Raw genomic sequence first — 22,943 nt, 5'->3', positions numbered from 1 at the left:
TTTTATTATTGATAACCTATCATGTAAGTATCAATCAGCTATTTAATCCAATTTCTTTTTTTCTATCTCAGCTTCTTCCAATTTCTGGTGACAACTTTCCCATTGTTCCATTTCTTTCTCTAAGGAAGAATTTAATGCTTGGTATTTTCGCACAAACTCGGCGTCACTGGCATTTTTTGGATTTTGCATCAGCCTGTCCAGCTCCGTAATATCCTCTTCCAGATTAGCGATATTTTTTTCGCACCTCTCCACTTGCTGCTGTGCTTTTTTTACCCGTTTGCTAATCTCTTTTCTTTCTTCGTATGATAATTTAGTATCCAGTTTAACAGGCTGCACCTTCTTCGCTTTTGCAGCTTTACCATTAGGTTTCTGCTGTTCCAATCCTTTCAGCGACTCCAGCTTTTTCCGCTCGAGGAACTCGTATATCCCTCCCAGATGCTCCTTCATCTTTTTGTTGCGGAACTCATACACCTTGTCAACCAGACCGTCCAAAAACTCCCGGTCGTGAGAAACCACTACAACGGTACCTTCAAAGTCTTTCACGGCCTGTTTCAACAGCTCCTTTGATCGGATATCCAGATGGTTGGTTGGCTCATCCAGAACCAACAAGTTAACGGGCTCCAGCAGCAACCTGACCATAGCCAGGCGTGTCCTTTCCCCTCCGGATAATACCGAGACTTTTTTATCTACTGTTTCCCCACTAAACATGAAAGCCCCCAACAAATCCCGTATCTTTAATCTGATATCACCTACAGCAACATGATCAATAGTTTCGAGTACCGAAAGACTTTCATCAAGAAGGTCGGCCTGGTTCTGTGCGAAATATCCGATTTTTACCTGGTGTCCCAATTTTAGCTTGCCCGTATATCCAATCTGATTCATAATCATACGTGCCATGGTCGTTTTGCCTTCCCCGTTCCTTCCGATAAACGCGACTTTCTCCCCTCTTTCAATCGTGAAATCCACATCGTGCAGCACCTGAAGGTCACCATAACTTTTGGAAACATGTTTACCTTCCAACGTAATACTGCCTGAATGTGGTGCGGGAGGAAATTTTATGCGTAAGGCTGAATTGTCGAACTCGTCCACTTCAATTCGGTCTAGTTTTTCGAGCTGCTTAACGCGCGACTGAACCTGGACCGCCTTTGTTGCCTGATACCTGAACCTGTCAATAAACTTTTCGGTATCCTCGATTAACTTCTGCTGATTGCGATATGCAGCCATTTGTTGTTCCTTACGCTCTTCTCTCAGGGCAAGATACTTGGTGTAAGAAGCTTTGTAATCATATATCTTCCCCATCTGGATTTCGATGGTACGTTTGGTTATATTATCCAGGAAAGCCCGGTCGTGCGAAACCAACACAACGGCACCATTGTAGTTCTTCAGGAAATCCTCGAACCATTGAATGGATTCAATGTCGAGATGGTTGGTAGGCTCATCCAATAAAAACACGTCTGGTTTTTGCAACAGAATCTTTGCCAGCTGGATGCGCATCCTCCAGCCTCCGGAAAACTCGGAAGTCAGGCGGGTAAAGTCTTCCCGCTCAAAACCCAATCCTTTAAGGGTAATCTCCATGCCCGATGCATAGTTGGCACCGCCAAGGATATTCAAGCGATCACTTTTGTCACTCACCTGATGGATCAAATCAAGGTATGATTCCGATTCATAATCGGTTCTGTTGGCCAGTTGCTCGTTCAATGACTCAATTTCCTTTTCCAATGTTATCAGCTCGCCAAAGGCCTTCTCCACTTCTTCCCAAACAGTGCCTGTGTCATCGTGTTTCATATGCTGCGGCAAATAACCTATTCTTACATCCTTTGGACAAGATAGAGTTCCATTTGTGGGCACCTGCACACCTGCCAATATTTTTAGTAAGGTTGATTTTCCTGCACCGTTTTTGCCTGCCAACCCAATTTTGTCTTTAGGATTTACAAGAAAAGACACATCTTTAAATAAGGTAAAGCCTCCAAACTCAACCGACAACTTATTTACCGAAACCATTTATAATAAAACTATAATGAAAAACCAAAATTCTGGGATTCTACCCATACACAAACTTGATGAAGCCAAAACCAATCAGGTTTTTGCCTTGTCAAAGATAGCCGGAAAAATTACGATATGATCATTGCTTCTTGCCGCATTACTCAAGCGCACCTGGCAATGCCTTCACTCATCGCAATAATTTCCAATACTTTTTTTGACTAAAAAACTCCTACAATCCTACGCTTTAAATTAACAAATAACAACGCATTAAAATCTTCGTCTAACGCAAAGGTTTTCTGTAAATATCCAAAGAAGGACCAAAACCTATCACATATAGACCGTCGTTATAAAATCCGCCCCAATTCACATGCCTCTTAAAGTTAAAATTAAACTGAACTTGCTCAGCCGAATAATTGGAAATACAGTGCTCAAACTGATGACCGTACCGAACCTGCGCTCCCATAAAATAGTACATGACATCAAAACCCCAAATTCCATATCGCGAATAATTGACATTTCTTCCTGAGCGAATAAAGTATGGGGATACCGCGAACGGTTCAGTATGATACCATGTTCTATATTTTAAAGTAAAGTCTTGAACCATTCCATTCTGGTGGTCCAAAACATATGGAGTTAATATTTGCGTGTCCAGGTCATGTATTTCCTCGGCATCAATCGTCTGGAATCTTAACCAACTTCCAAAACCAATTAACTTAACCTGCACATCCGTCGATTGGGAAACCCCGTGCAAAGTGGTTATAATCTTAGATACATCCGCTTCATCAGGCGAAGGTATAACCACTACATTCACTTTATCATGACTCAACATCGCTTCTACGCCCTGAACATCTTGTTCCGAAAATGCGATTTCAATAAAGTCGGGCTGCATTCCCCGTGGTAAATATTTAAGGTAAAGCTTGTTTTTAATCCAGGCGGCCAACTTATTTTCATCAGCGCTAGGCAATGCGGATTTTAACACGACAATACGCGCGTTTTCTCTTTGGTTCACAATGTAATCCGAGTATTTATCGTAGAACAAACTATCCGGAGTGTTTACCTGGAACAAATAAGGGTTTTCGTTAAGCAATGGATTTATACTAGACAACGGATATACCATTTTTATTTTATGCTTCAACGAGAAATCTGATACCAGTTTTAAGTTGCTGGTATATGCTGGACCTATAATAAGATCCATTGCCCTAAGTTCGGGCCGGGCCAATATTTGCCTCACCTTACTGGTGTCAGGAGCAGTATCGAATGCGTACAGTTGCAGATTAACACCTTGCTTTTTCAACGAGTCAACAGCCAACAGAGCCCCTTCGTAAAATTCGACAAAAGTACGGGAACGTGGCGAAAGAACAGGGTCTTCCCTCTCGATTTCGATCTCTTCGTCCTCCTCGATTTTGGTGATTATATTTGCCTTACGCGTAGCTTCTATATCAAACGGCAACAGCAGGGCAACTTTGAGCACTTCTTTGTTTTTATAATAATTGTAACCTGCACAATCTACAGAAATGGTATCAAAATCTTCCGTTATTTTTTCTTCCACAACCAATTCCTCCATCTTGTTTTCTTCCCTTTTCCGGGCAAGGTAGTCCAAAGTAGGAATCTTAATTTTCATTCCTTTGCGAATATTCGTCAAGATCAATGTAGGGTTTGCTTGTTCAATATCCGTTATCTGTACACCATATTTTCGGGAGATGGAATAAATCGTTTCTCTTCGTCTGACAGAATGAACCTTAAAATCGTCTTTTTGATTGTTGCTGTTCATCTGAGGTTTCCTGACCTTGGCTTTAGGGATTCTTACCACATAGCCAAGCGGCAATCCATCAGGGTTTAACTCCGGATTAGTTCTTGCCAAATCTTGTTGGGAAACGTTATATTTTTTGCTTACCGAATATATCGTTTCCCCTTTTTTGATTTTGTGATATACATACTGTTTATCCTCCATGGGCGTTTGGACAGCATCATATTTTGTTGCTTCGGTTAACAACGCCGATTCAACCTTTGGAATCCGGATACTTGAACCAACGGCCAAAATACCATTTTCCAAGGCCTGGTTGTATTTAATAATAGTATCTACTTTAGTGTTATAATTTATTGAGATTGCGTAAAGTGTTTCTTTGGGCTTAACCACATGATAAACATATGTCGCCCCAGGATCATCTTTTTCAGCTTTTGAATTCGATACCGGAATCTTAAATATAGTACCAATCAAAAGGTTACCTTCCGCACCGACATTATATTTTTTAATCTCATCAATGCTCACATTGTACTTTTTGGACAGGAAATACAAGGTTTGTCCTTTTTCAATGGTATGATAAATAAACTCACCCAACTCTTTAATTTCTTCAGTATTGCTATTTCTACCACCTATTACCGGAATATGCAGTATATCTCCGGGATTTAATCCAAAAATAGAGCCCGGGTTCGCTTCGTGGATTTCTTTTTGGGACACGCCGTACCTTTTTGCAATCCCATAAAACCCCTCTCCTTTCTTCACAATATGCAAATAATAGGTTTTCCCATCCACGATGACTTTGTCAGCAACGCCTTCCTTTCCAACAGCTTGCGCCAAAATATGCGGCGACGTATGGAAACATGCAACAAGTATCAAACAGCTTATAATTGATTTTCTGATCATTGAATTTACGATTCTGAATTATAGTGCCTCCAAAAGTATAAAAAGAGTACCACCAAAACAAAAGCAAGTTGGCATAAACAAAAAAAGTTGTTGCAACATCTGTTCCAACAACTTTTCACCGAGTTAAATATCTAATTTTTTACATTTTAATCTGAGCTTCAATTTCCTGCATCTGGTTCTTGAAATCCTTGTTTGTTTCTATTAGGTTATTCACTGTTTTGCAAGCATGTAACACCGTTGCATGATCTTTTTTTCCGATTTTGGAACCAATGGTTGACAAGGAAGAATTGGTTAAACTTTTTGAAAAATACATGGCTACCTGACGGGCCTGAACAATCTCTCTTTTTCTTGTTTTGGACTGCAAGGAATCAACCGCTAAGCCAAAGTAGTCACATACAATCTGCTGAATATAATCCACGCTTAACTCCTTTTGTGTTTTCTTCACCAATTTGTCAACAATAGACATGGCAACATCTTTTGTGATCTCCTTTTTGTTTAGCGTAGCCTGTGCTAGCAAGGAAATCAAGGCACCTTCCAGTTCACGAATATTCTGGGAAATATTGGATGCGATATATTCAATTACATCATCATCAATGGAAGAAATGCCATCCTTATATAGCTTATGCCTTAAAATGGCTACACGCGTGTCGTAATCGGGCGTATGCACGTCTGCTGACAAACCCCATTTAAATCTCGACAGCAACCTATCTTCCATGCCCTTCATTTCAACAGGGGCTTTATCCGCCGTTAAAATTAATTGCTTACCCATTTGATGGAGGTGGTTGAAGATATGGAAAAACGTATTTTGTGTTTTCTCTTTACCGGCAAATTCCTGAACATCGTCAATGATCAATACATCAATCATCTGATAGAAGTTTAAGAAATCGTTTTGCGTGTTATTACGCACCGATTCAGTAAACTGTGTTTGAAACTTGTTTGCGTTAACATACAAAACGGTCTTTTCCGCAAAATACTTTTTAACGTCAATTCCTATTGCCTGTGCCAAGTGGGTTTTCCCTAATCCTGAATTACCATACAGAAACAATGGGTTGAAAGCTGTTTTGCCGGGGTTTTTAGCTACCGCCATACCTGCCGAGCGCGCCAACCTGTTGCACTCCCCTTCGATATGGTTTTCGAAGGTATAATCAGAATTAAGCTGAGGGTCGACATTCAACTTTTTAATACCCGGTATAACAAAGGGATTTTTCACAACCGGCTTTTCCGAATTCATTTGCATCGAAACGGGACGATTTCTTAGATCTGTCTTGTTATTCGAGGGTAATCGCTGGGTTAATGGTTGTTGATTTTTTTGGTGGGGGTTATCTACAACAACACTGTACTCCAACTTGGCTGAATGCCCAAGTTCTCTTCTAATCGTACTTCTCAAAAGATCAATGAAATGTTCTTCCAAATACTCATAGAAAAAAGCACTCGGTACTTGAATGGTTAAAACATCGCTTTCAATCTTAAGAGGTACAATAGGCTCAAACCATGTTTTAAAACTTATTTGAGGAATATTATCCTTTATTACGTTTAAACAATTATTCCATACAATTTCGTAACCGGGCTTCATTTTTTTGCTTCCTCTGTTTAGTGTTTTATGTTATATACTATAGATTTCCGATTACAAAATTTGTGAAAAAAATCTTGAAAAAAAAATGTTAAAAACCTTGACATTTTCAAATATAAACTATTGACCTTATTTAGAACCCCTTAAGCAATATTGTTACTAATTAACTGTAATGCAACCAATTGAACTCCTTATCCAATGTTAAACTGAAGCACGTTATGCAGTAAAAACAAAGGGTTTGAGATGAACATGAATTTTTTTGATTTTTTTTCACCCTTCACAATACTTTACTTTATAATCAGATATTATAATAGGATGCTTATGATAAGAAGGTCATTTTTTTACCAGCCTGTTTCCACGAAACATAACTATTTCGGCATCCGGAAAACGATCAATTAAATTTGCTTTTAATACTGAGACTGCTTCCTTTTCGTTTTCTTCCCCAATGGTATAGAGATAATACTTCCTATCTCTTTCTTCCTTTACATAAACATTATCGACCACCTCTGTCCCTCTTAAATCCAATGGCACCTTTGACCGTTTGAGCAAAACCTTATACACCGGCTCCAATTCTTTCTGCTTAGCAGGTGCCTTCCCTCCTCCAAAACTGATGGCACTGAAATTAACATACCGTTTAGGCTGAACTCTCACATCATTCAATAATCGATCTAAACTAACCGAAACATCGTTCATATTGTCGTATAATTGGTCATCGGACATGAGCTTACCCAAGGTTCCATCGCCTTCGTTTAAGGAGCTTAAAAGTGTATTAACCGAAACAAATGTATTGCTTATTCTATAGGCCAAACTATCCATGTTTGCCTCAACTAGCTGACCCGAGGCGGTGTTTAAATTCGCCATCAGCGAAGACAGTACCTCCCCATTTGCTTTCAACACTGCACTTAAAGAGTCCAGGTTTGCCAGGGTGTTATCCAACGTACCTTTTTCCCTTAGGCTTGAGTTAATGGAACCACTTATTTGATTTAAGTTGTTCATCATACCCGCAAAATCGCCAATACCGCTGGACAAGCTTTCTTTATTTTCGTCGCTTAGCAGGCGGTTTAGATTGGTGAGTACCGAATCAAGGCCTACAACCATGTTTTCCACCTTATCTTTTAACGGAAGTACTTCCTGACTCACCTGATCGGCCAAGTCACCCGTTACCGAAGTATTTAAAGTATCTCCGGCTTCCAGAAGCTCTTTGCTATTTCCGTAAACAAACCTTATTCCCTTTGATCCCATTAAATCCAGACTGTATATTTGTGCGACGGTATTTTTGGGAAAGTCTATTTCTTTTTCGATGGCCATGGTTACCAGCAAGTCGCTATCCCCTCCTGCAAGCAATGATATTCTGCGAACCGAACCTATCTGAAAACCTTTATAGTATACCGGGCTTGCTTCGGTCAGCCCGTCAATTCGCGAATATATACCATGTACCTTATAGCCAGGGATAAAAATATCTTTGCCTTTTAGGAAATTAATGCCCCAACCAAATAGAAATAATGCTAACCCAACGGTTAAACCTATCTTAGCTTCTTTTGAGAATTTAGCCATAACTGTGCTTTTATTGTTCATCAAAAATAAGAGATTTTTATCTAAATCACGCAGTCTGACAATTCTGTTGACCAAACAACTTGATGGCGGGGGTATTTATCGCTTATAATTGCTTCTTTATGAAGTTATTCATAAAAACGATTTATTTCGAAAAAAAAAGAGGCTGCCCCTTATGAGACAACCTCTACAAATCTGTTTTTTTTAGACCCTAAGGATATACCACAGTCGAAAATTCATTAATATTAACTTTGGGAATATTAGCGTCATATTTTTTATTGATCGCATCGATAAATGCATTTGCGATAATAGCAGAACCCCTGGCCGTGGTATGAACTCCATCTAAAGAGAAAGTTCCCCCGGACACAAATGTGGAGGTATATAAATTTCCGTCAAGTAAAATCCCTGTTGTGCTGGCTCGCAGCATTAAAGCATTTAGATCTACATGCGCCAAATCATTATCGTCGGCAAACGTTCCGATTATATGATTATACTCAACAGTCGCGGCTTTTATTGCGGACACTTCTCCTTCATCTAAAACATACTCAGCACCAAGAGGAGCCATGGACCCCCATCCCATTGCAGGATCAGTGATACCGCTAGAAGCAGCAAGCAATACTTTTTCTCCTGCTTTGATTTGTCTCATCTTACCTGGGTGCGGGTAATCCTGATCTTCCATGACAAAAGCATTGGCCCCGGCAACAAATTCTATCCTATCCAACCCCAACATATCTGATGCAGTATTGTAATCCGCGTAGCCAGCATTTAATTGATCCGCCGCAGCCTGATCGATTTCCAATGCGTTATATGCAATGGAATTAAAATACGGCAAAGCATCAATACCCGGAATGTTAGCAACAACGCCTTTCCTATCTCCGGTAAAGATACTTGATGCTACCGTTTGATAATATCCGGCAAACAAGGCAGGGGCAGTTACTTCATCCGCCTCTCCTCCTTCCAAAGCGTAGGCTAGCACATCATTACCCCCCACCCAAAGCGAAACAAAAGTTGGGTTTGCCGCTAAGGCATCCGTAAGAACAGAAGTAGCTGGATCACTTGCGAAACGATTGAAAAAGGGATTTAATGCTGCATATCCGGGTGCCAATAGATGCGACACCTTTGCTCCGGGAACGCCTAAATTTTGAATAGGTGCACTGGCATCATAAACCTGTTCTCCCAGAATACCCATATCGCCAGTTTCAGGAACCGGGGTTAGACTGCCATTCACGATTTGAAGCGTGTAATATCCTGTACCGTCACCGCTCACACTGCCTTCGCTTTCCACCAAGGGCTGCTTAAAGCCTTCGCTGCCAACCAGTGTCAGTTGTCCGGCAATAATATTCGGGAAACTGCTTTCCTGACCGCGTAAACCTAATGCACCGTCTGTGTATCCGGCCGTATAAGAATCGCCAACAGCCACAAAATTAATAAAATCCGCTTCCCCATTCGAGGCTTCAAAATCAACAGATTCAACCTCGCAACTAACCATTACCACGGCCAGTAACAACAGTGCATACTTTATTTTGTGAATCATCTTCATATTTATAAAAATTAAAACGAATAAGTTAGACCCATACCCGGCAAGAATGCCTGGCTATTATATGTTCCGCCGAAATTAGCAGGTACGTAACGCGCTTCTCTTTCCAGTCCTGCAATAAACAATAATGATATATCCAAAGCCAACTTCTTGTTTAACATATAAGTTCCTCCCGTAGACATTCCTACCTTATTCATCCCTGGTGTTTCGGGGTTTAAATAATCTTCTGATATAGGCGACTCATCAAAGTAGACCCCGGCACGGAGAGTCAGCTTTTTGCTTTGCTTGAATTCCGCTCCTAAACGATAAATCAAGGTATTCTCGTAATTTCTTGGGTTAGAGGAATCTGCCAATAAGGCCGTATTGGTTTCAAAATCGAAGAACAATTCCTTATAGGCATCCCAAAATACATATTGGAGGTCTGCCGCCAACGTCAATTTATCGTTCGGCATATATCCAACTCCCAAAGTCAAGTTGGCCGGCAATGGCAATTCTGCATCAAACTTGTTTTTAGCCGGAAAATAACCTCCTAAGGATGATGGCACTGTAAAATCGGCTTCGCCACCTTCCATTTTCATGATTACTTTTGATCGGTAGTTCAGCCCTAATGACAGATTGCCGGAAGCCTGAAAAAACACCCCCGCATTAAATCCGATTGCCATGGTTGAACCTTCCATATTTACTTGTCCGGATTGGGTTCCCTCAACAGGCAAGGCACGGCTTAAATCTACCGCACCAAAAACCGCCATTGCTCCTAGCCCAATTCCGAAATTATCACTCACTTTGTACGAAAATGTTGGCTGGACAATAAATGCGCTTAACGAAATATTTTGAATCAAATAACGGCCTGCCCAATCATCGTTCCATGTCAACGAATTACCATAAGGTGTTGTTATGCCTATACCAAGAACCATTTTTTTGTTTAGTTTTTTGGCAGCATAGGCATAAAACGGTGTTCCTACGGGACTTTCGGTTTCGGCCTGATAGTTCGAACCTGTTTTGGAATAAGACACTTTGGAAAAAACAGCGGTACCGCCAAAGGAAAACTCAAGCTCTTTTTGCATAAAGCCAAGCGCACCCGGGTTAAAATGAATAGATGAAGTACCCAACAGAAGTCCTGTGCCCGTGTGCCCCATGGCTGTGTTTTTCTGCCCCTGTACATTAACCTGATATCCTTCGGCATAAATATTTATACTTAATGCCATAAGAATAAACATGTAAATACATTTTTTCATACACTTTACTATTTTGCTCTTATTATTTAAAAAAAAGAATCCGTGCAACGTACTAACAATATTTTTTTTGAGAACTATTGAACAAGAATTATTTATCAAAACATAAATAATTATAACTTTCGGATTAAATGTTCGTTTGTTTTAAAGCAATCAACTATGCCACAACTGCTCATTACCTTGAGAGGATTAACAATTGAATCATACATATTGATCTATGGAAAGTTGAGTTTAGAGGTATAAAACCGGTATCTTATATTGGGTTGGACATTGGCAATAATTACAATTTTTCCTGCACGAAAGTTCTTAAGTGCGCAAAACGCTTTTTGATTTTGCCGTTTTTGGCAATGGTGGCTTTTTTGATTACCCGGTTATAATCCCCCATCCAAAAATAACTTAACACATGGTTTACCAGCTGACCGGAGAAATATTCGGAAGATTCTTTTGGTATCGCACTGGGCAGTTTATCAACAGCCATAACCGTTATGTTCTTTTTATCCGAAAAAGCAGTTTCCACAGTACCTGTTAGCGGGTTAAAATCGTAATAAGGTTCGTCAATGCTTGCCACCATTTTTGTTGTGGGTACCGAACCGTCGATATCGCAAGTAATGTCACCAATAATTTCAATTTTAAACAATTCAGATTTTGTATCTTCCAAGGTAAACAGCCTGGGCGATCGAGTATCCCAGTAATGTGTTGCGATATATATGTTTGCAACCTCTGCAAAACGTAAGAAGTTACTCTTAAAATTTTTGGGTTGTGTTTTAAAATCGTTAAATGTAAACGCGATGGAGTTTTTGTGCTTAACATACTGTAAGGGGTCGGCGACAAAATAGACAGGATCATTGTATGTTTTGTTGAAAAAACCATCAATATCCACCTTGAAAATATTACAGGCCTGCATCACTTCTTCAACCCCTTTGGAAACTCTTCCGTTTCCGGTTATCAAAATCTTATCGTGCCCGCCAACCACTTTTTTCAGTTCTTTCCACATTTCCGCTTTGCCCGAAATCCCGTTCACCGGAGCCAGGGAAAAAAGTTCTTTTTTAATACCATATGCCCTAAGGGTGTTATACGCACCTACTAAACCTGCAAAGTACCCGAACGCGGCAACTCGCACTTTTTTAGTTGCGTACAGATATTCGTAATCAATTAAGGTAATATTTTTATTGATGATTGTTTGTAACAACTGTTGATTATGCTGCTGTTTCTTTCCGGTATGAGAAAAGAACATGTATTTTTTACCTTCCAACAAGGTATTTATATCCACCTCCTTCACGCCCATTAGTAAATCGCAATCGGATAAATCTTCACTGATAATACAACCAGCCTCCATATACTCCTTGTCGGCAAATACCCTGGACTCGGAAGGTTGTACCAGAATAGTTAGGCCCTTATTGTCATTCAACAACTTTTTTGTGCCGCTGGGCGTCAAGGCCACTCTGGCATCCGGGCTCTTTTGCGTCTCTCTTAGTATACCAATAGTAAATTCAGTTATCATGCAGATCAATTTTCTGTCGATAAATTACTATATTTTTCCGAAAGTACTGGCTTATTAATAAAATAAATAACATCAAAATATTTGATTCTACTTAAATTTCAAATTATTAATGATCATGCCCCTATCTTTTTATAAAATCCAATTCCACGTAAAACCGAATGATATTTCATTTTTACTTTTTGCAATCCCAATTTTTTACTACTTTTGCATTCTTATTACCACATGGGGATGACTTGGATTCGACAGCAGGCGAAAGTGGTATGTAAGCATGCAGAGCACAGGAATTCCGGCTCTCAAATCCCGGGTTTCAACTTTTTAATTGGCGAAAATAATTACGCTCTTGCAGCTTAATCGAAGTATAGTAGATAAGCATTATTCAGTATAAGATACTGAAACAAGACATCTCGTAAGTGCTACTTTCCTGAGGCGGCTTACATCAGAGGTGCTGGAAAATCGGGAACCGGCAGTAACAAACTTCGGGTTATTGCTTAAATAAAGAAGATAAGGTAGCAGTCGGTGGCTTTGATCCAGCTGTTATTCGAAAATCAAGTCAGAGCTAAGCATGTAGAAAGCATATGGCTTCCTTGACTGGACCAGGGTTCGAAACCCTGCATCTCCACCTTCGTTCTACGAAGTCTTGGCGGCGGAGGATATAACTCCTCCGCCCAGTCTTGACCGGGCAGCGATGGATACCTTCCATTATTTATTGTAATACTCTTGTTAAACCCGCCATGTGGGTATATTTAAAAATTTGCACATCTACCGTAAGACATAGGATAATAAAATAAAGCGGTACGACATTGAAGTTTTGAAACAATTCGGAATCTGTCATTGAAAATTTGAAAAATCCCTTCATATCAGCAGGCATCAGCCGTCCGGATTATTATCGGGATAGAATATCTCACATTGCTGTGTTCCAGTAATGTTGAGGTTTTGATCATCTAATTGGCATTTAGATAAAGATTAATGACAGTTTTGGGACAATTACTTTTCAGTTGATGCACTCTCGGAATGATTATCAAACAACAACCTGGTTTTGGGCAAGCTATCCGGATAATTCTTTTGCAGGAATTCTATAAGTTTTTCACGTACGCTAACTCTTAGATCCCATGCCGTTGGCGAATCCACGGCGCTCATCAGCGCCCTGATTTCCACTGTTTTTTCCGTGGCATCCGTTACCTGGAGCACATTTACATTACCATCCCAGTTTTCATCAGATTTCAGTATTCGTGTAAGTTCTTCTCGCAACCTATCAAATGGCACTTGGTAGTCCGTATAAATAAACACTGTACCCAATATTTCGGAAGAAACACGCGTCCAGTTCTGGAAAGGTTTTTCGATAAAATAAGTGGTGGGCACAACCAAACGACGCTTGTCCCATATCCTCACAACCACATAAGTTAGGGTAATTTCTTCTATCCACCCCCATTCTCCTTCCACAATGACCACATCGTCTAATCGTATAGGCTGTGTAATGGCGATCTGAAAACCGGCCAGTACCGTTCCTATCATTTTTTGGGCAGCAAACCCGAGAATAATACCAGCAACCCCGGCCGACGCGAACAGGCTGACACCTATTTTCCGGATACTCTCAAAAGTCATAAGCGCAATGGCCAGGGCAATTAATATAACGATGAAATTTAATATGCGCTCAATTACTTTAAACTGTGTGTAAACTTTTCGCGCTTTCAAGTTGTTTTTCTCCTCCACATCATACCTTCTCAACACCATATCTTTCCCCAGGCTTATTAATCGCACCACAAGCCATGCAACGCTGAAAATAACCATCAAATTTAAAGCATGTTTCACATACCCGGTTAATGTATTTTCAGAAGTAAAAGAAAAAACGATGATGTTTAACGCCACTGTGATAAGAAAAATAAAACTTGGGGTTTTGAATTTTTCGCGAACATGCTTGATGACAAAATAATCTTTTTTACTCAATCTTTTCAGGATTTTAAATAATGCTACATGCACAACCATGCTAATCAGTAATATAGAAGCGCTTATAATTACAATAGTGAGCCAGTTACCTTTGTCAAACTGGCTCAAAAACTCTTTTCCGAATTCCTTAAACATATTTCCGTCATTTATATGGTTCCTGATTTAACCCGCAATATGCATTAGAAATTCTATTACACATTGAAATTACTTTAAAACAAGACACTTCGTTGCATCACTTCAACTCACCAGAACGATGCTCTCGAAAGTAATCGGGACAAGTGATGCCTCGTTTCAGTTATGCCTTGATTTATTGTACTTGCAATGCTCATGACGAACCTCCAATACATAATCCGGGTTTAACGCCTTATTTATTGAAAACCTCAGAACTCATCCAGAATTCTCTTCTACAAAAAAGGCAAAATGTGCCGGATAAAGTACGAATATTTTCCCGATAGGAAAATACCTTTCAGACAAAGCACTAACGTTTAACAAACTCTTCATATTGGAACATCATACTATTATTGAATATTTCTATTCTCCACGAGCCGGAGGGCTCAAACTTTTTCTCGGTCAAAAAACAGGCAAAAGTATCCCGTATCAGGTCCGTTACAGGCTGTAACTGCTCTCACTTACTCTGCTAATTACAACACAACGCTAAAAGCAAAAAAACATGCAAAACGATGCGATCCTTTAAAATAAATGTTTTCGGAGGACATAGAAATCTGTCACTTTTTTTCATGTTTCGTACCCGGATTGAGGTTAATGCAGAACTAATAAATAGGTATGAAAACACTGCATAATACGTTATGTCTCTTATGTTACCCGAATCAGTTTTTGCAGTTAAAGATATTGCATCCAACTTTTTAGCCGGTAAGACCATGAGGTGTAAAAAAAAAACATTAGATAGATCCAGTTATTCCTATGTGACTTTATTTCACTAAATTGGTAAAAATACCACACCTACTCATAAATAATATAGCATTGATAGGAAATAGATTAGCTGACGTGCTCTTCATTCTGCATATAGCATCAAAGAACACACTAAAATCACAAAACCAAAAGTATGATTGATTTGAAAGAAAAACATTGTTTACCCTGCAAGGAAGGATCCAAGCCATTTGACAAAGAACAGATTCTTCGTTACATAAAAAAGATAGCTCCCAACTGGCAGGTTATTGCGGATAAAAAGCTACAAAAGGAGTTTCGGTTCAAAAATTTCAGGAGTGGAATGGCTTTTGCGCAGAAAATAGCGGAAATAGCGGAAAACGAAAACCATCACCCGGATATTTGCATCCGTTATAAAGAAGTTATAGTGGAACTAAGCACACATAATATTGTTGGCTTGTCTGAGAATGATTTTATTTTAGCAGCTAAAATTGATGAAATATAATTCATGGATTCCTGTCATTGTTTTTCTAATTATTAAACCCAAACAGCGATCCGATTAATTGGATTTAAAACCAGTGATAAGATGAAGTTTAACATTGAGGAAGATTTTCTCGGAAAAATTGAAGTGCCGGCAGATAAATACTGGGGAGCCCAGACGCAACGCTCTTTACAAAACTTTAAGATAGGCAAACCTGCTTCCATGCCTTATGAAATTATTGAGGCATATGCTTATATTAAAAAAGGGGCCGCACTGGTCAATCACGAACTTGGGGATTTACCCGAAAACAAAAAAAAGCTCATTGTTGAAGTATGTGATGAAATCATTTCAGGACAACACGTGGAGCACTTCCCCTTGGTTGTTTGGCAAACAGGTTCCGGTACACATACCAATATGAATTGTAACGAGGTAATTGCAAACCGCGCCATTCATTTACAAAATGAAAGAAAATCCGATAAAATTTTAATTCATCCAAATGACGATGTAAACAAATCACAGTCAACAAATGACACTTTTTCATCTGCAATGCATATTGCGGCCCTTAAAAAAATTTCGAGCGATTTAATCCCCAGCCTTACACTTTTAAGGGATACTCTAAAAAGAAAATCTCTGGAGTTTTGGGATATCATAAAAACCGGTCGCACACACCTAATGGATGCAACGCCCATAAGGCTTGGACAGGAATTTTTGGCTTATGCAACCCAGTTAAACAAGGGGATAAAAATTTTGGAAGACACGTATCCCGAACTGGGGGAGTTGGCAATTGGAGGAACTGCTGTTGGCACAGGAATTAACTCTTCGCTGGAGTATAATAAAAAGATCGCGCGCTGCATTGCCGAATTAACAGGTTTGCCCTTTACGGAGGGCATCAACAAGCCTGCTTTAATGGCAGGTCACGAAGCCATTGTTCAGGCGCATGCCGGTCTAAAACAGTTGGCTACTAGCCTCACGAAAATAGCCAATGATATTAGAATGATGGCATCAGGCCCCAGGACAGGTCTTGGTGAGCTAACCATTCCGGCTAAAGAAACCGGCTCATCCATTATGCCGGGAAAGGTAAACCCAACCCAGATAGAGGCGCTTTTAATGGTTTGTGCCAGAATTATCGGAAACGATGTAACGATAACCATTGCTAATTCGAGCGGCCAATTTGAGTTGAATACCCTTAAACCTGTTATGATATACTGTTTGCTCGAATCCATAACCCTACTGAGTGATGCATGCAAATCCTTTAGCACACATTGTGTTTCCGGCATTGAAGCTAACCAACAACACATCGAAAGCAATGTGAATAAATCCTTGATGTTGGTTACCCAATTAACGCCACATATCGGTTATAAAAATGCCGAAAAAATTAGTTTAAAGGCATTTAAGGAGGGCATAACCTTGAAGGAAGCAGGTATATCACTTGGTTTAATTACGGAAAGTGAGTATGATGAATGGGTAGTGCCCGAAAAAATGATCGCGCCGCGCGAGTAAGCCGCAAATTTACCGACCAAATTAAACAAGCCAAAAATCTGTTGAATGATAATTGTTCCATATTTGTTGTTGCTAGAATTTGACACTTATGAATATAATAAAATACGCTATGACATTAGAAATTATTTTAATATCCATTGTTTTGGTTGCTACGACAGGAATTGGCCTGACGTTAAATATTATAATCCGGGATCTGTCATTTGGGATTTGAAAAATTCCTTCATATCAGCAAACATCAGCCTTCTCGATTGCTATGGGCATAGAAGATCTTACATTGCTGTGTTTAACGTAATGTTTAAATTTTGATCATCGAATTGGCATTTAGTTGATGTCTGATGACAATTTGGGATAATAAAAAACGTGCACCCTCCTGTTTGCACTGCTAAACCCGGGTCAATCGGACCCGGCATAAAACTTGCGGTTTTGGTGGCGACACAAGGGTGACAGATGTTAGAATGTTTAAATTAATTCCCTAGGGCATTCCGGGTGGCTTCGTAGCCGATTTTAAACAAATCGCGGCTTTCACTTACACTAAAGTAACCATACTTTCGAAGTTCCTGAGGTTCGATATACACGTCAAATGTGTCTTTTTTAATATTGACGGAAGAAGCAATGCTTATTTGAAAGGAACGGATGGCTATATTTCTTAATCCGTCCAGCTTGGGGTTTTCTTCCAAAGGGTTTACGTTTACACCAATTAACTTTTTACACTCTTTTACGATGGGTTCTGTAGGAAGGTTGTTTACTAATCCACCATCAACATAGATTCTCTTATTAATTTTCCGAGGCTTAAAAAGAACAGGAATACTCGAAGAGGCTAATACTATATCTACAATATTACCTTTTTTAAAGTATTCCGCTCCCCCCGTTTCCAGGTTAGTTAAAGTTACATACAGGGGCTTTTTTAGTTCATCAAAACTTTTTGCTCTCAAGTTATTTTTTAGGAGTTTTTTTAAGCCGCCAATGTCGAGAAGCCCGGAATTTTTAAAAAGTACACTGACCAAATCATAGAATTTTTTTTGCTCAAAAATATCCAATATTTCATCGGGTTCGTAGCCATCGGCATAAAACGCCCCCACTATGCTGCCGGCACTAACTCCTGAAATGACATCAGGTTTAACGCCCGCCTCATGCAAAGCTTTTATAACACCCAGATGGGCAAAGCCCCTAACAGCTCCGCCGCTAAACACGATACCCGTGTCATATTTCCTGAATATATTAGTAATGTTCATCGTGTTTGCAAGCTATTTGTATAGATTTATTCCATCAATGATCTTTTTCATGGAATACCAAAACTGTCAACAAGTTTTTTTGGCCCCATTGGCTAGTGCTTCCCGGATTTTACACTTTACTATACGGCTCCTATAATGTTGTTTATTGTTGCCACAAAAAAAACCTTCCATCGAAAGTAAGATTCTTCATTGAAAATGGCCTATAGAACCCTGATTATTTTCAACACCGAAAAATCAAAATGCTTAATGGCGCCATGGTCCGTATGAAAATGAAAATCAACGGGCAAATCAGGATTGTCGGCCGCAACGCTGTAGCCCACCATTTTTCCCTTGAAAGTAAAAATATCTTCATCGTCTATATCGCCAACGCCAATTTCCACTTCCTTATTCAAAATATTTTCTAAATCTTTTGCGGTATAATTAATGGGTTGTTCTGTCATGGTAATAGTATTTAAATTTTAAACCATACCAAATATAAGAAAATGATTGGTAAAACTCGGAGGCAACCAACAATGCCTATCAATAGGATGTAGCACTCCATTAAATCAGGCGAATTTTACACATACCATATACCCTTCCTTTGTTTGTATTTACATAGTACTTATTTTACCATTTAACAGAACCTAACAGGTGTTGTCGTGGGTGCGTTGTTTGAAACCTCCCACGTGACTTGGATATCGCCTTATTTATATAATTGTTCCTTCCGCTTTAAAATTTACAGACCTAATATGTTGTAGGAACCCTTTAGGTTTGCACGGTACAAAAAAATCAGTTTTAAATCTCAACATCAATTGAATTTTCTTTAAGTAATTTGATAAAATTATCGATGTTTTGAGTATCCATATTATAATTACTTTCAAGTTCAAAACTATCCAGAAGTTTGCACTTGGTCAACAATATAGCTATTCCAGCCACGATATACGACTCCCGTATTGCACAATGTCGATAATTTAAAACAGGTATGCCTGTATGCAAAAGTCTGTTTCCTTTAAAAAAAACTTTGTTTAGGTATATACGGTGGTGCAAAAAGGGGTAATATGATCTCCCTTGGTATGAATGGTAAGTATAAGGATTTCAATATCCCCTGTGGTTCCGTGTTTTTTAATATTGGCTTTATAATATTTGGAGCCTAAGATACGTTGTACATACCGGTTAAGTTTCCAATCGTACTTTGCAAAATAACATTTCTTTTAATTATTAAACAGAACACCTTCCAGTCTGTCTGTTACATCATTTGTCAACATAACATTAAAACGCAACAACTCTAGCAATGATGTAATTACGGCTTCCAGGTCACTCTTGTCTACAGGAACTTTGGCACATTTAACCAGTTCGAGTGTTTTACCCGGCTTATTGATAAAAATATCAGCAACAGGGAGCGGTAAAGCGCCTAATTTACAGGCTCCAATAGCCAAAGGACTAATCCCATCCTTTAGATTTCCAAGATTGATTCCTTTTGCCAAAAATTCATTTAAAAAAAAATAATTCAATAACACATGAAAGTTGCCATTATATTGTAATTGCTTATAAAAATTACCAATGGATCCGCAAATGGATAGGGCCCCGTCAAATAAATCTGGGTATTTTTCTATTGTTAGTGCAGTAACCAAACCTCCTTCAGAAGATCCTCCGATAAAAACAGAGTCAGGAGGGAAATATTCAGTCGTTGAAGCAAAAAACGCATCCATTCTTTCACGCAGGTTCCTGATATCTTCAATAGCATCCAACACAATTAAACCATTGTCACGATAACTCGTAGTTGCATAGCCTCCCATGGATAAAACAATATCCTTGACTGATTTACCAGCAATAGAATAATCGCGGAGGGCAAGATCTTCCTAGGGTTACGAATCAACCATCCCATTTGCGTATACGATCAAACCTTTATCGGTAAGGGATTTCCAGTACCCGGTAATTCAGTTTCATACTCAGCTCCTTTAATCATACCGTTCATGGGAACGGTAACCGTTGCATTCTTTAAATCCGATACAACAGGATTGGGTTCAACAAAATCTTCCTGACAGCCAAAGATCATTAAGGATAACAGAACTAATGTTCCTTGCATTACTTTTTGTTGATCTTAATGAATGTTTTCACAATTATGTTTTTGAAGTTTAAATACAAGTTATTAAATATCAGAGACGGAATAAATGCTTTTAACATTGAGTATTGCGATAAAAATCGATGTAAAAACGATTGGAAGGACTAAAATGATACCTGTCCATTACGTTAATTTCTCTTAAAAATTCTATCTCCATGACCATTTAAGTTTTGAAGTATTACTTTTGTGATCTCAAATTAAAACACTACTCGGGTGCATTCTGTATTCCACATATCTTCTGCTTGAACAAAGCGCTTTGCCGGGCTTGGTCTTTCCCACCGGTAACCACCTGTGGTATACAAGGTTATCTAATTTTTTTTGAATTTTAAGGAAACAGCAGTTGAGCAAAACCAACGTTGTTCCCTACTCTATTTAATAATTCTATTTCTCGCACATAATGAACAAGACATTCAGTCCCAAGTTTTTCACCTTGATGAAAACCGGGCTTAACAAAAAACAGATTACTTCAGATATAATGGCCGGCATTGTGGTGGGTATCGTTGCCTTGCCTTTAGCTATTGCCTTTGCGGTAGCTTCGGGCGTTTCACCCGAGAAAGGATTAATAACGGCTGTGGTAGCAGGTATCATCATTTCTTTTTTAGGAGGCAGCAGGGTACAGATTGGAGGCCCAACGGGGGCCTTTATAGTTATTGTGTTTGGCATCGTCCAGGAATTTGGGATTAATGGCTTGATGATATCCACCATACTGGCTGGTATCTTATTGATTGTCTTCGGCTTACTCAAACTCGGGACCTTACTTAAATATATCCCCCAACCGCTGATCGTCGGCTTTACCAGCGGTATCGCCCTGGTTATCTTTTCTACCCAGATTAAAGATGCCCTGGGGCTGGATATTGAACATGTCCCGTCTGAATTTATCGAAAAATGGCGAGTGTTCCTTACCCATATGCACAGCACCAATTTATATGCGATAGGCATTACGATCGTCACCATCCTGCTATCTGTCTATTCCAGAAAAGTGGTTTCCAAAGTGCCTGGATCTTTTATCGCTATTATTGTTATGACCGTTTTGGTGCAGTTGTTGGACCTGCCAGTAACCACCATTGAAACCTTTTTTGGTGACATACCCAATAAAATATCCATTGAGGTTCCCACATTTCAACTGGACGGGCTCACCCAGTATTTTGCACCCGCCATCACCATTGCGCTGTTGGGAGGTATCGAATCTCTGTTATCTGCAGTGGTCGCGGATGGTATGATCGGGGGCAAACACCGTTCCAACACTGAGTTGATTGCACAGGGCGTTGCCAACGTGTTTACTCCTTTTTTCGGGGGTATTCCAGCTACCGGAGCTATTGCCCGCACGGCTACCAACATTAAAAACGGGGGAAGAACACCTATTGCGGGAATGGTTCATGCCATAACACTTTTGGTCATCATGCTTTTCTTTGGGCAATGGGCCAAACTAATACCCATGTCGTGTTTGGCCGGCATACTGATTGTAGTGGCCTATAACATGAGCGAATGGCGCTCGTTCGTGGCCATATTAAAGACTTCTTGGTTCGATGTTATTATCCTGATTACCACTTTCCTGCTCACCGTATTGGTCGACTTAACCATAGCCATTGAGGTAGGTGTGGTATTATCGGCTATCTTGTTTATGAAACGTATGTCGGATATCGCTGACAAAAAGATTGGGCATGGCGTTGATACGGATGTTATTGAAGACTACTCCGATATCCCCGATGGGGTTACTATTTACGAAATCAGCGGCCCATTGTTTTTTGGGACGGCAAAAACATATACCCGCGTTATTGAAAGTATCGGTTTAAAGCACAAAATACTTATTATCAGAATGCGACATGTTTCATTTGTGGACCAAACGGCCATTCACAGCTTCAAGAGTACCATCGACACTTTACAAAACTCGGGTGTTTTAATTGTACTTTCGGGAGTTAACGCAGAGGTCAACAAAAGCTTTACCCAAAGCGACATCATCCGTAAAATTGGGGAAGATAATATTTTTGAACGCTTTGAGGATGCGGTTCTTCACGCAAAAAACAATGCATTAGCCTGATCTATTCATATCTTATTATAAGATGTTAGATATAGTATTAACCCCAAACTGGTTAAATAAAATGATATTGATTTTAATGCGCTTTATACTTCTAAAACTAAATATCCTAATCTATTAATGATATATTCATACACTTTAGCGAAATTTTGATACTTTTACGCTTCAATTTTAAAAACGATTATGTCGCAAAAAACAGATCAACAGTTTGAGCATGTAATTAACGTCTGCAAAGATATCTTTGTCAAGAAGATGAAGGATTACGGCACAGCATGGCGCATTCTTCGCCCCTCATCCATGACCGACCAAATCTTCATCAAAGCTCAGCGCATCAGGAGCATCGAAACCAAAGGTGTCACCAAGGTGGACGAAGGTATTCGTTCGGAATTCATTGGGATTATCAACTATGCAGCCATGGCCATTATCCAGCTGGAACTTGGTCCCAGCGATCAACCGGAGATGGACAACGAGGAAGCGTTAAAATTATATCTCGACAATTTACATAAGGCCAAGAACCTTATGTCGGATAAAAACCATGATTACGACGAGGCCTGGCGAAGTATGCGTATCAGTTCATTTACGGATTTGATATTGATGAAACTTCATCGCACCAAGCAAATTGAAGACAACCAAGGACAAACAATCATCTCGGAAGGCATTGATGCCAATTATCTGGATATGATTAATTATGCCGTATTTGCCATGATACAGCTCGACTTTCCTGAAACACAACCTTCAAAAGAATAG

16 protein-coding genes and 1 other RNA gene are annotated in these 22,943 nt (G+C 39.5%); 5 read left to right on the top strand and 12 right to left on the bottom strand.

Going from position 1 to position 22,943, the window contains the following annotated elements; translation table 11 throughout:
- Positions 1–42: 42 nt before the first annotated feature.
- From ACRD64_RS01790 to ACRD64_RS01760, 7 genes are all read right to left on the bottom strand, one after another.
- On the bottom strand, positions 43–2,001 hold the full coding sequence (locus tag ACRD64_RS01790) for an ABC-F family ATP-binding cassette domain-containing protein (protein WP_430931435.1): 1,959 nt from the start codon (positions 1,999–2,001) through the stop codon (positions 43–45).
- A 262-nt stretch (positions 2,002–2,263) separates the two neighbouring features.
- Positions 2,264–4,627: a LysM peptidoglycan-binding domain-containing protein gene (locus ACRD64_RS01785; protein WP_430931434.1), complete on the bottom strand. Its 2,364-nt coding sequence runs from the start codon at positions 4,625–4,627 to the stop codon at positions 2,264–2,266.
- Positions 4,628–4,766: 139 nt separating this feature from the next.
- Entirely contained in the window at positions 4,767–6,200 is a 1,434-nt protein-coding gene (gene dnaA, locus ACRD64_RS01780) for a chromosomal replication initiator protein DnaA (RefSeq protein WP_430931433.1), read from the bottom strand.
- 330 nt (positions 6,201–6,530) lie between these two features.
- On the bottom strand, positions 6,531–7,751 hold the full coding sequence (locus ACRD64_RS01775; RefSeq protein ID WP_430931432.1) for an MlaD family protein: 1,221 nt from the start codon (positions 7,749–7,751) through the stop codon (positions 6,531–6,533).
- Positions 7,752–7,959: 208 nt separating this feature from the next.
- Positions 7,960–9,288 (bottom strand): SGNH/GDSL hydrolase family protein, encoded by a 1,329-nt coding sequence (locus ACRD64_RS01770; protein WP_430931431.1) that lies wholly within the window; start codon positions 9,286–9,288, stop codon positions 7,960–7,962.
- 11 nt (positions 9,289–9,299) lie between these two features.
- Positions 9,300–10,520: an OmpP1/FadL family transporter gene (locus ACRD64_RS01765; RefSeq protein ID WP_430931430.1), complete on the bottom strand. Its 1,221-nt coding sequence runs from the start codon at positions 10,518–10,520 to the stop codon at positions 9,300–9,302.
- Positions 10,521–10,797: 277 nt separating this feature from the next.
- A complete protein-coding gene (locus tag ACRD64_RS01760; RefSeq protein WP_430931429.1) occupies positions 10,798–12,018 on the bottom strand; it encodes an NAD(P)-dependent oxidoreductase in 1,221 nt (406 codons plus the stop codon).
- A 224-nt stretch (positions 12,019–12,242) separates the two neighbouring features.
- Here ACRD64_RS01760 and ssrA point away from each other — a divergent pair.
- Positions 12,243–12,640, top strand: a transfer-messenger RNA (tmRNA) gene (gene ssrA / locus ACRD64_RS01755).
- Between the two features lie 362 nt (positions 12,641–13,002).
- Here the strand turns inward: ssrA and ACRD64_RS01750 are convergent.
- Positions 13,003–14,097 carry a mechanosensitive ion channel family protein gene (locus ACRD64_RS01750; RefSeq protein WP_430931428.1) on the bottom strand — a complete coding sequence of 365 codons (1,095 nt, stop codon included), beginning with the start codon at positions 14,095–14,097 and terminating at the stop codon, positions 13,003–13,005.
- A 928-nt stretch (positions 14,098–15,025) separates the two neighbouring features.
- On the opposite strand from ACRD64_RS01750, the gene ACRD64_RS01745 reads away from it, so the two are divergent.
- Positions 15,026–15,352, top strand: coding sequence for a 4a-hydroxytetrahydrobiopterin dehydratase (locus ACRD64_RS01745; RefSeq protein ID WP_430931427.1), 327 nt, complete (start codon positions 15,026–15,028; stop codon positions 15,350–15,352).
- Between the two features lie 81 nt (positions 15,353–15,433).
- Entirely contained in the window at positions 15,434–16,828 is a 1,395-nt protein-coding gene (gene fumC / locus ACRD64_RS01740) for a class II fumarate hydratase (protein WP_430931426.1), read from the top strand.
- 464 nt (positions 16,829–17,292) lie between these two features.
- On the opposite strand, the gene ACRD64_RS01735 is transcribed toward fumC, so the two are convergent.
- From ACRD64_RS01735 to ACRD64_RS01720, 4 genes are all read right to left on the bottom strand, one after another.
- On the bottom strand, positions 17,293–18,060 hold the full coding sequence (locus ACRD64_RS01735; protein ID WP_430931425.1) for a patatin-like phospholipase family protein: 768 nt from the start codon (positions 18,058–18,060) through the stop codon (positions 17,293–17,295).
- A 200-nt stretch (positions 18,061–18,260) separates the two neighbouring features.
- Positions 18,261–18,500, bottom strand: a complete 240-nt coding sequence (locus tag ACRD64_RS01730; RefSeq protein WP_430931424.1) for a hypothetical protein — start codon at positions 18,498–18,500, stop codon at positions 18,261–18,263.
- A gap of 750 nt (positions 18,501–19,250) precedes the next feature.
- Positions 19,251–19,835 carry a hypothetical protein gene (locus tag ACRD64_RS01725; RefSeq protein WP_430931423.1) on the bottom strand — a complete coding sequence of 195 codons (585 nt, stop codon included), beginning with the start codon at positions 19,833–19,835 and terminating at the stop codon, positions 19,251–19,253.
- A 101-nt stretch (positions 19,836–19,936) separates the two neighbouring features.
- On the bottom strand, positions 19,937–20,125 hold the full coding sequence (locus ACRD64_RS01720; RefSeq protein WP_430931422.1) for a hypothetical protein: 189 nt from the start codon (positions 20,123–20,125) through the stop codon (positions 19,937–19,939).
- A gap of 433 nt (positions 20,126–20,558) precedes the next feature.
- Here ACRD64_RS01720 and ACRD64_RS01715 point away from each other — a divergent pair, with 433 nt between their 5' ends.
- Both ACRD64_RS01715 and ACRD64_RS01710 read left to right on the top strand, forming a co-directional pair.
- Complete coding sequence (locus tag ACRD64_RS01715) at positions 20,559–22,199, top strand: SulP family inorganic anion transporter (RefSeq protein WP_430931421.1); 1,641 nt, start codon at positions 20,559–20,561, stop codon at positions 22,197–22,199.
- Between the two features lie 180 nt (positions 22,200–22,379).
- On the top strand, positions 22,380–22,943 hold the full coding sequence (locus tag ACRD64_RS01710) for a DUF1599 domain-containing protein (protein WP_430931420.1): 564 nt from the start codon (positions 22,380–22,382) through the stop codon (positions 22,941–22,943).

This window comes from Saccharicrinis sp. 156 (assembly GCF_050589685.1).
GTDB lineage: Bacteria > Bacteroidota > Bacteroidia > Bacteroidales > Marinilabiliaceae > Saccharicrinis.
The sequence above is the reverse complement of the archived record's forward strand: the minus strand, read 5'-3'. Positions and strand labels throughout refer to the sequence as shown.

Coding starts and splice junctions, on each gene's coding strand:
- ACRD64_RS01730 (WP_430931424.1), bottom strand. CDS start 18,500: ATGACAGAACAACCCATTAATTATACCGCAAAAGATTTAGAAAATATT.
- ACRD64_RS01735 (WP_430931425.1), bottom strand. CDS start 18,060: ATGAACATTACTAATATATTCAGGAAATATGACACGGGTATCGTGTTT.
- ACRD64_RS01765 (WP_430931430.1), bottom strand. CDS start 10,520: ATGAAAAAATGTATTTACATGTTTATTCTTATGGCATTAAGTATAAAT.
- ACRD64_RS01770 (WP_430931431.1), bottom strand. CDS start 9,288: ATGAAGATGATTCACAAAATAAAGTATGCACTGTTGTTACTGGCCGTG.
- ACRD64_RS01745 (WP_430931427.1), top strand. CDS start 15,026: ATGATTGATTTGAAAGAAAAACATTGTTTACCCTGCAAGGAAGGATCC.
- ACRD64_RS01785 (WP_430931434.1), bottom strand. CDS start 4,627: ATGATCAGAAAATCAATTATAAGCTGTTTGATACTTGTTGCATGTTTC.
- ACRD64_RS01710 (WP_430931420.1), top strand. CDS start 22,380: ATGTCGCAAAAAACAGATCAACAGTTTGAGCATGTAATTAACGTCTGC.
- fumC (WP_430931426.1), top strand. CDS start 15,434: ATGAAGTTTAACATTGAGGAAGATTTTCTCGGAAAAATTGAAGTGCCG.
- ACRD64_RS01750 (WP_430931428.1), bottom strand. CDS start 14,097: ATGTTTAAGGAATTCGGAAAAGAGTTTTTGAGCCAGTTTGACAAAGGT.
- ACRD64_RS01775 (WP_430931432.1), bottom strand. CDS start 7,751: ATGGCTAAATTCTCAAAAGAAGCTAAGATAGGTTTAACCGTTGGGTTA.
- ACRD64_RS01720 (WP_430931422.1), bottom strand. CDS start 20,125: ATGCAAGGAACATTAGTTCTGTTATCCTTAATGATCTTTGGCTGTCAG.
- ACRD64_RS01715 (WP_430931421.1), top strand. CDS start 20,559: ATGAACAAGACATTCAGTCCCAAGTTTTTCACCTTGATGAAAACCGGG.
- ACRD64_RS01760 (WP_430931429.1), bottom strand. CDS start 12,018: ATGATAACTGAATTTACTATTGGTATACTAAGAGAGACGCAAAAGAGC.
- dnaA (WP_430931433.1), bottom strand. CDS start 6,200: ATGAAGCCCGGTTACGAAATTGTATGGAATAATTGTTTAAACGTAATA.
- ACRD64_RS01725 (WP_430931423.1), bottom strand. CDS start 19,835: ATGGGAGGCTATGCAACTACGAGTTATCGTGACAATGGTTTAATTGTG.
- ACRD64_RS01790 (WP_430931435.1), bottom strand. CDS start 2,001: ATGGTTTCGGTAAATAAGTTGTCGGTTGAGTTTGGAGGCTTTACCTTA.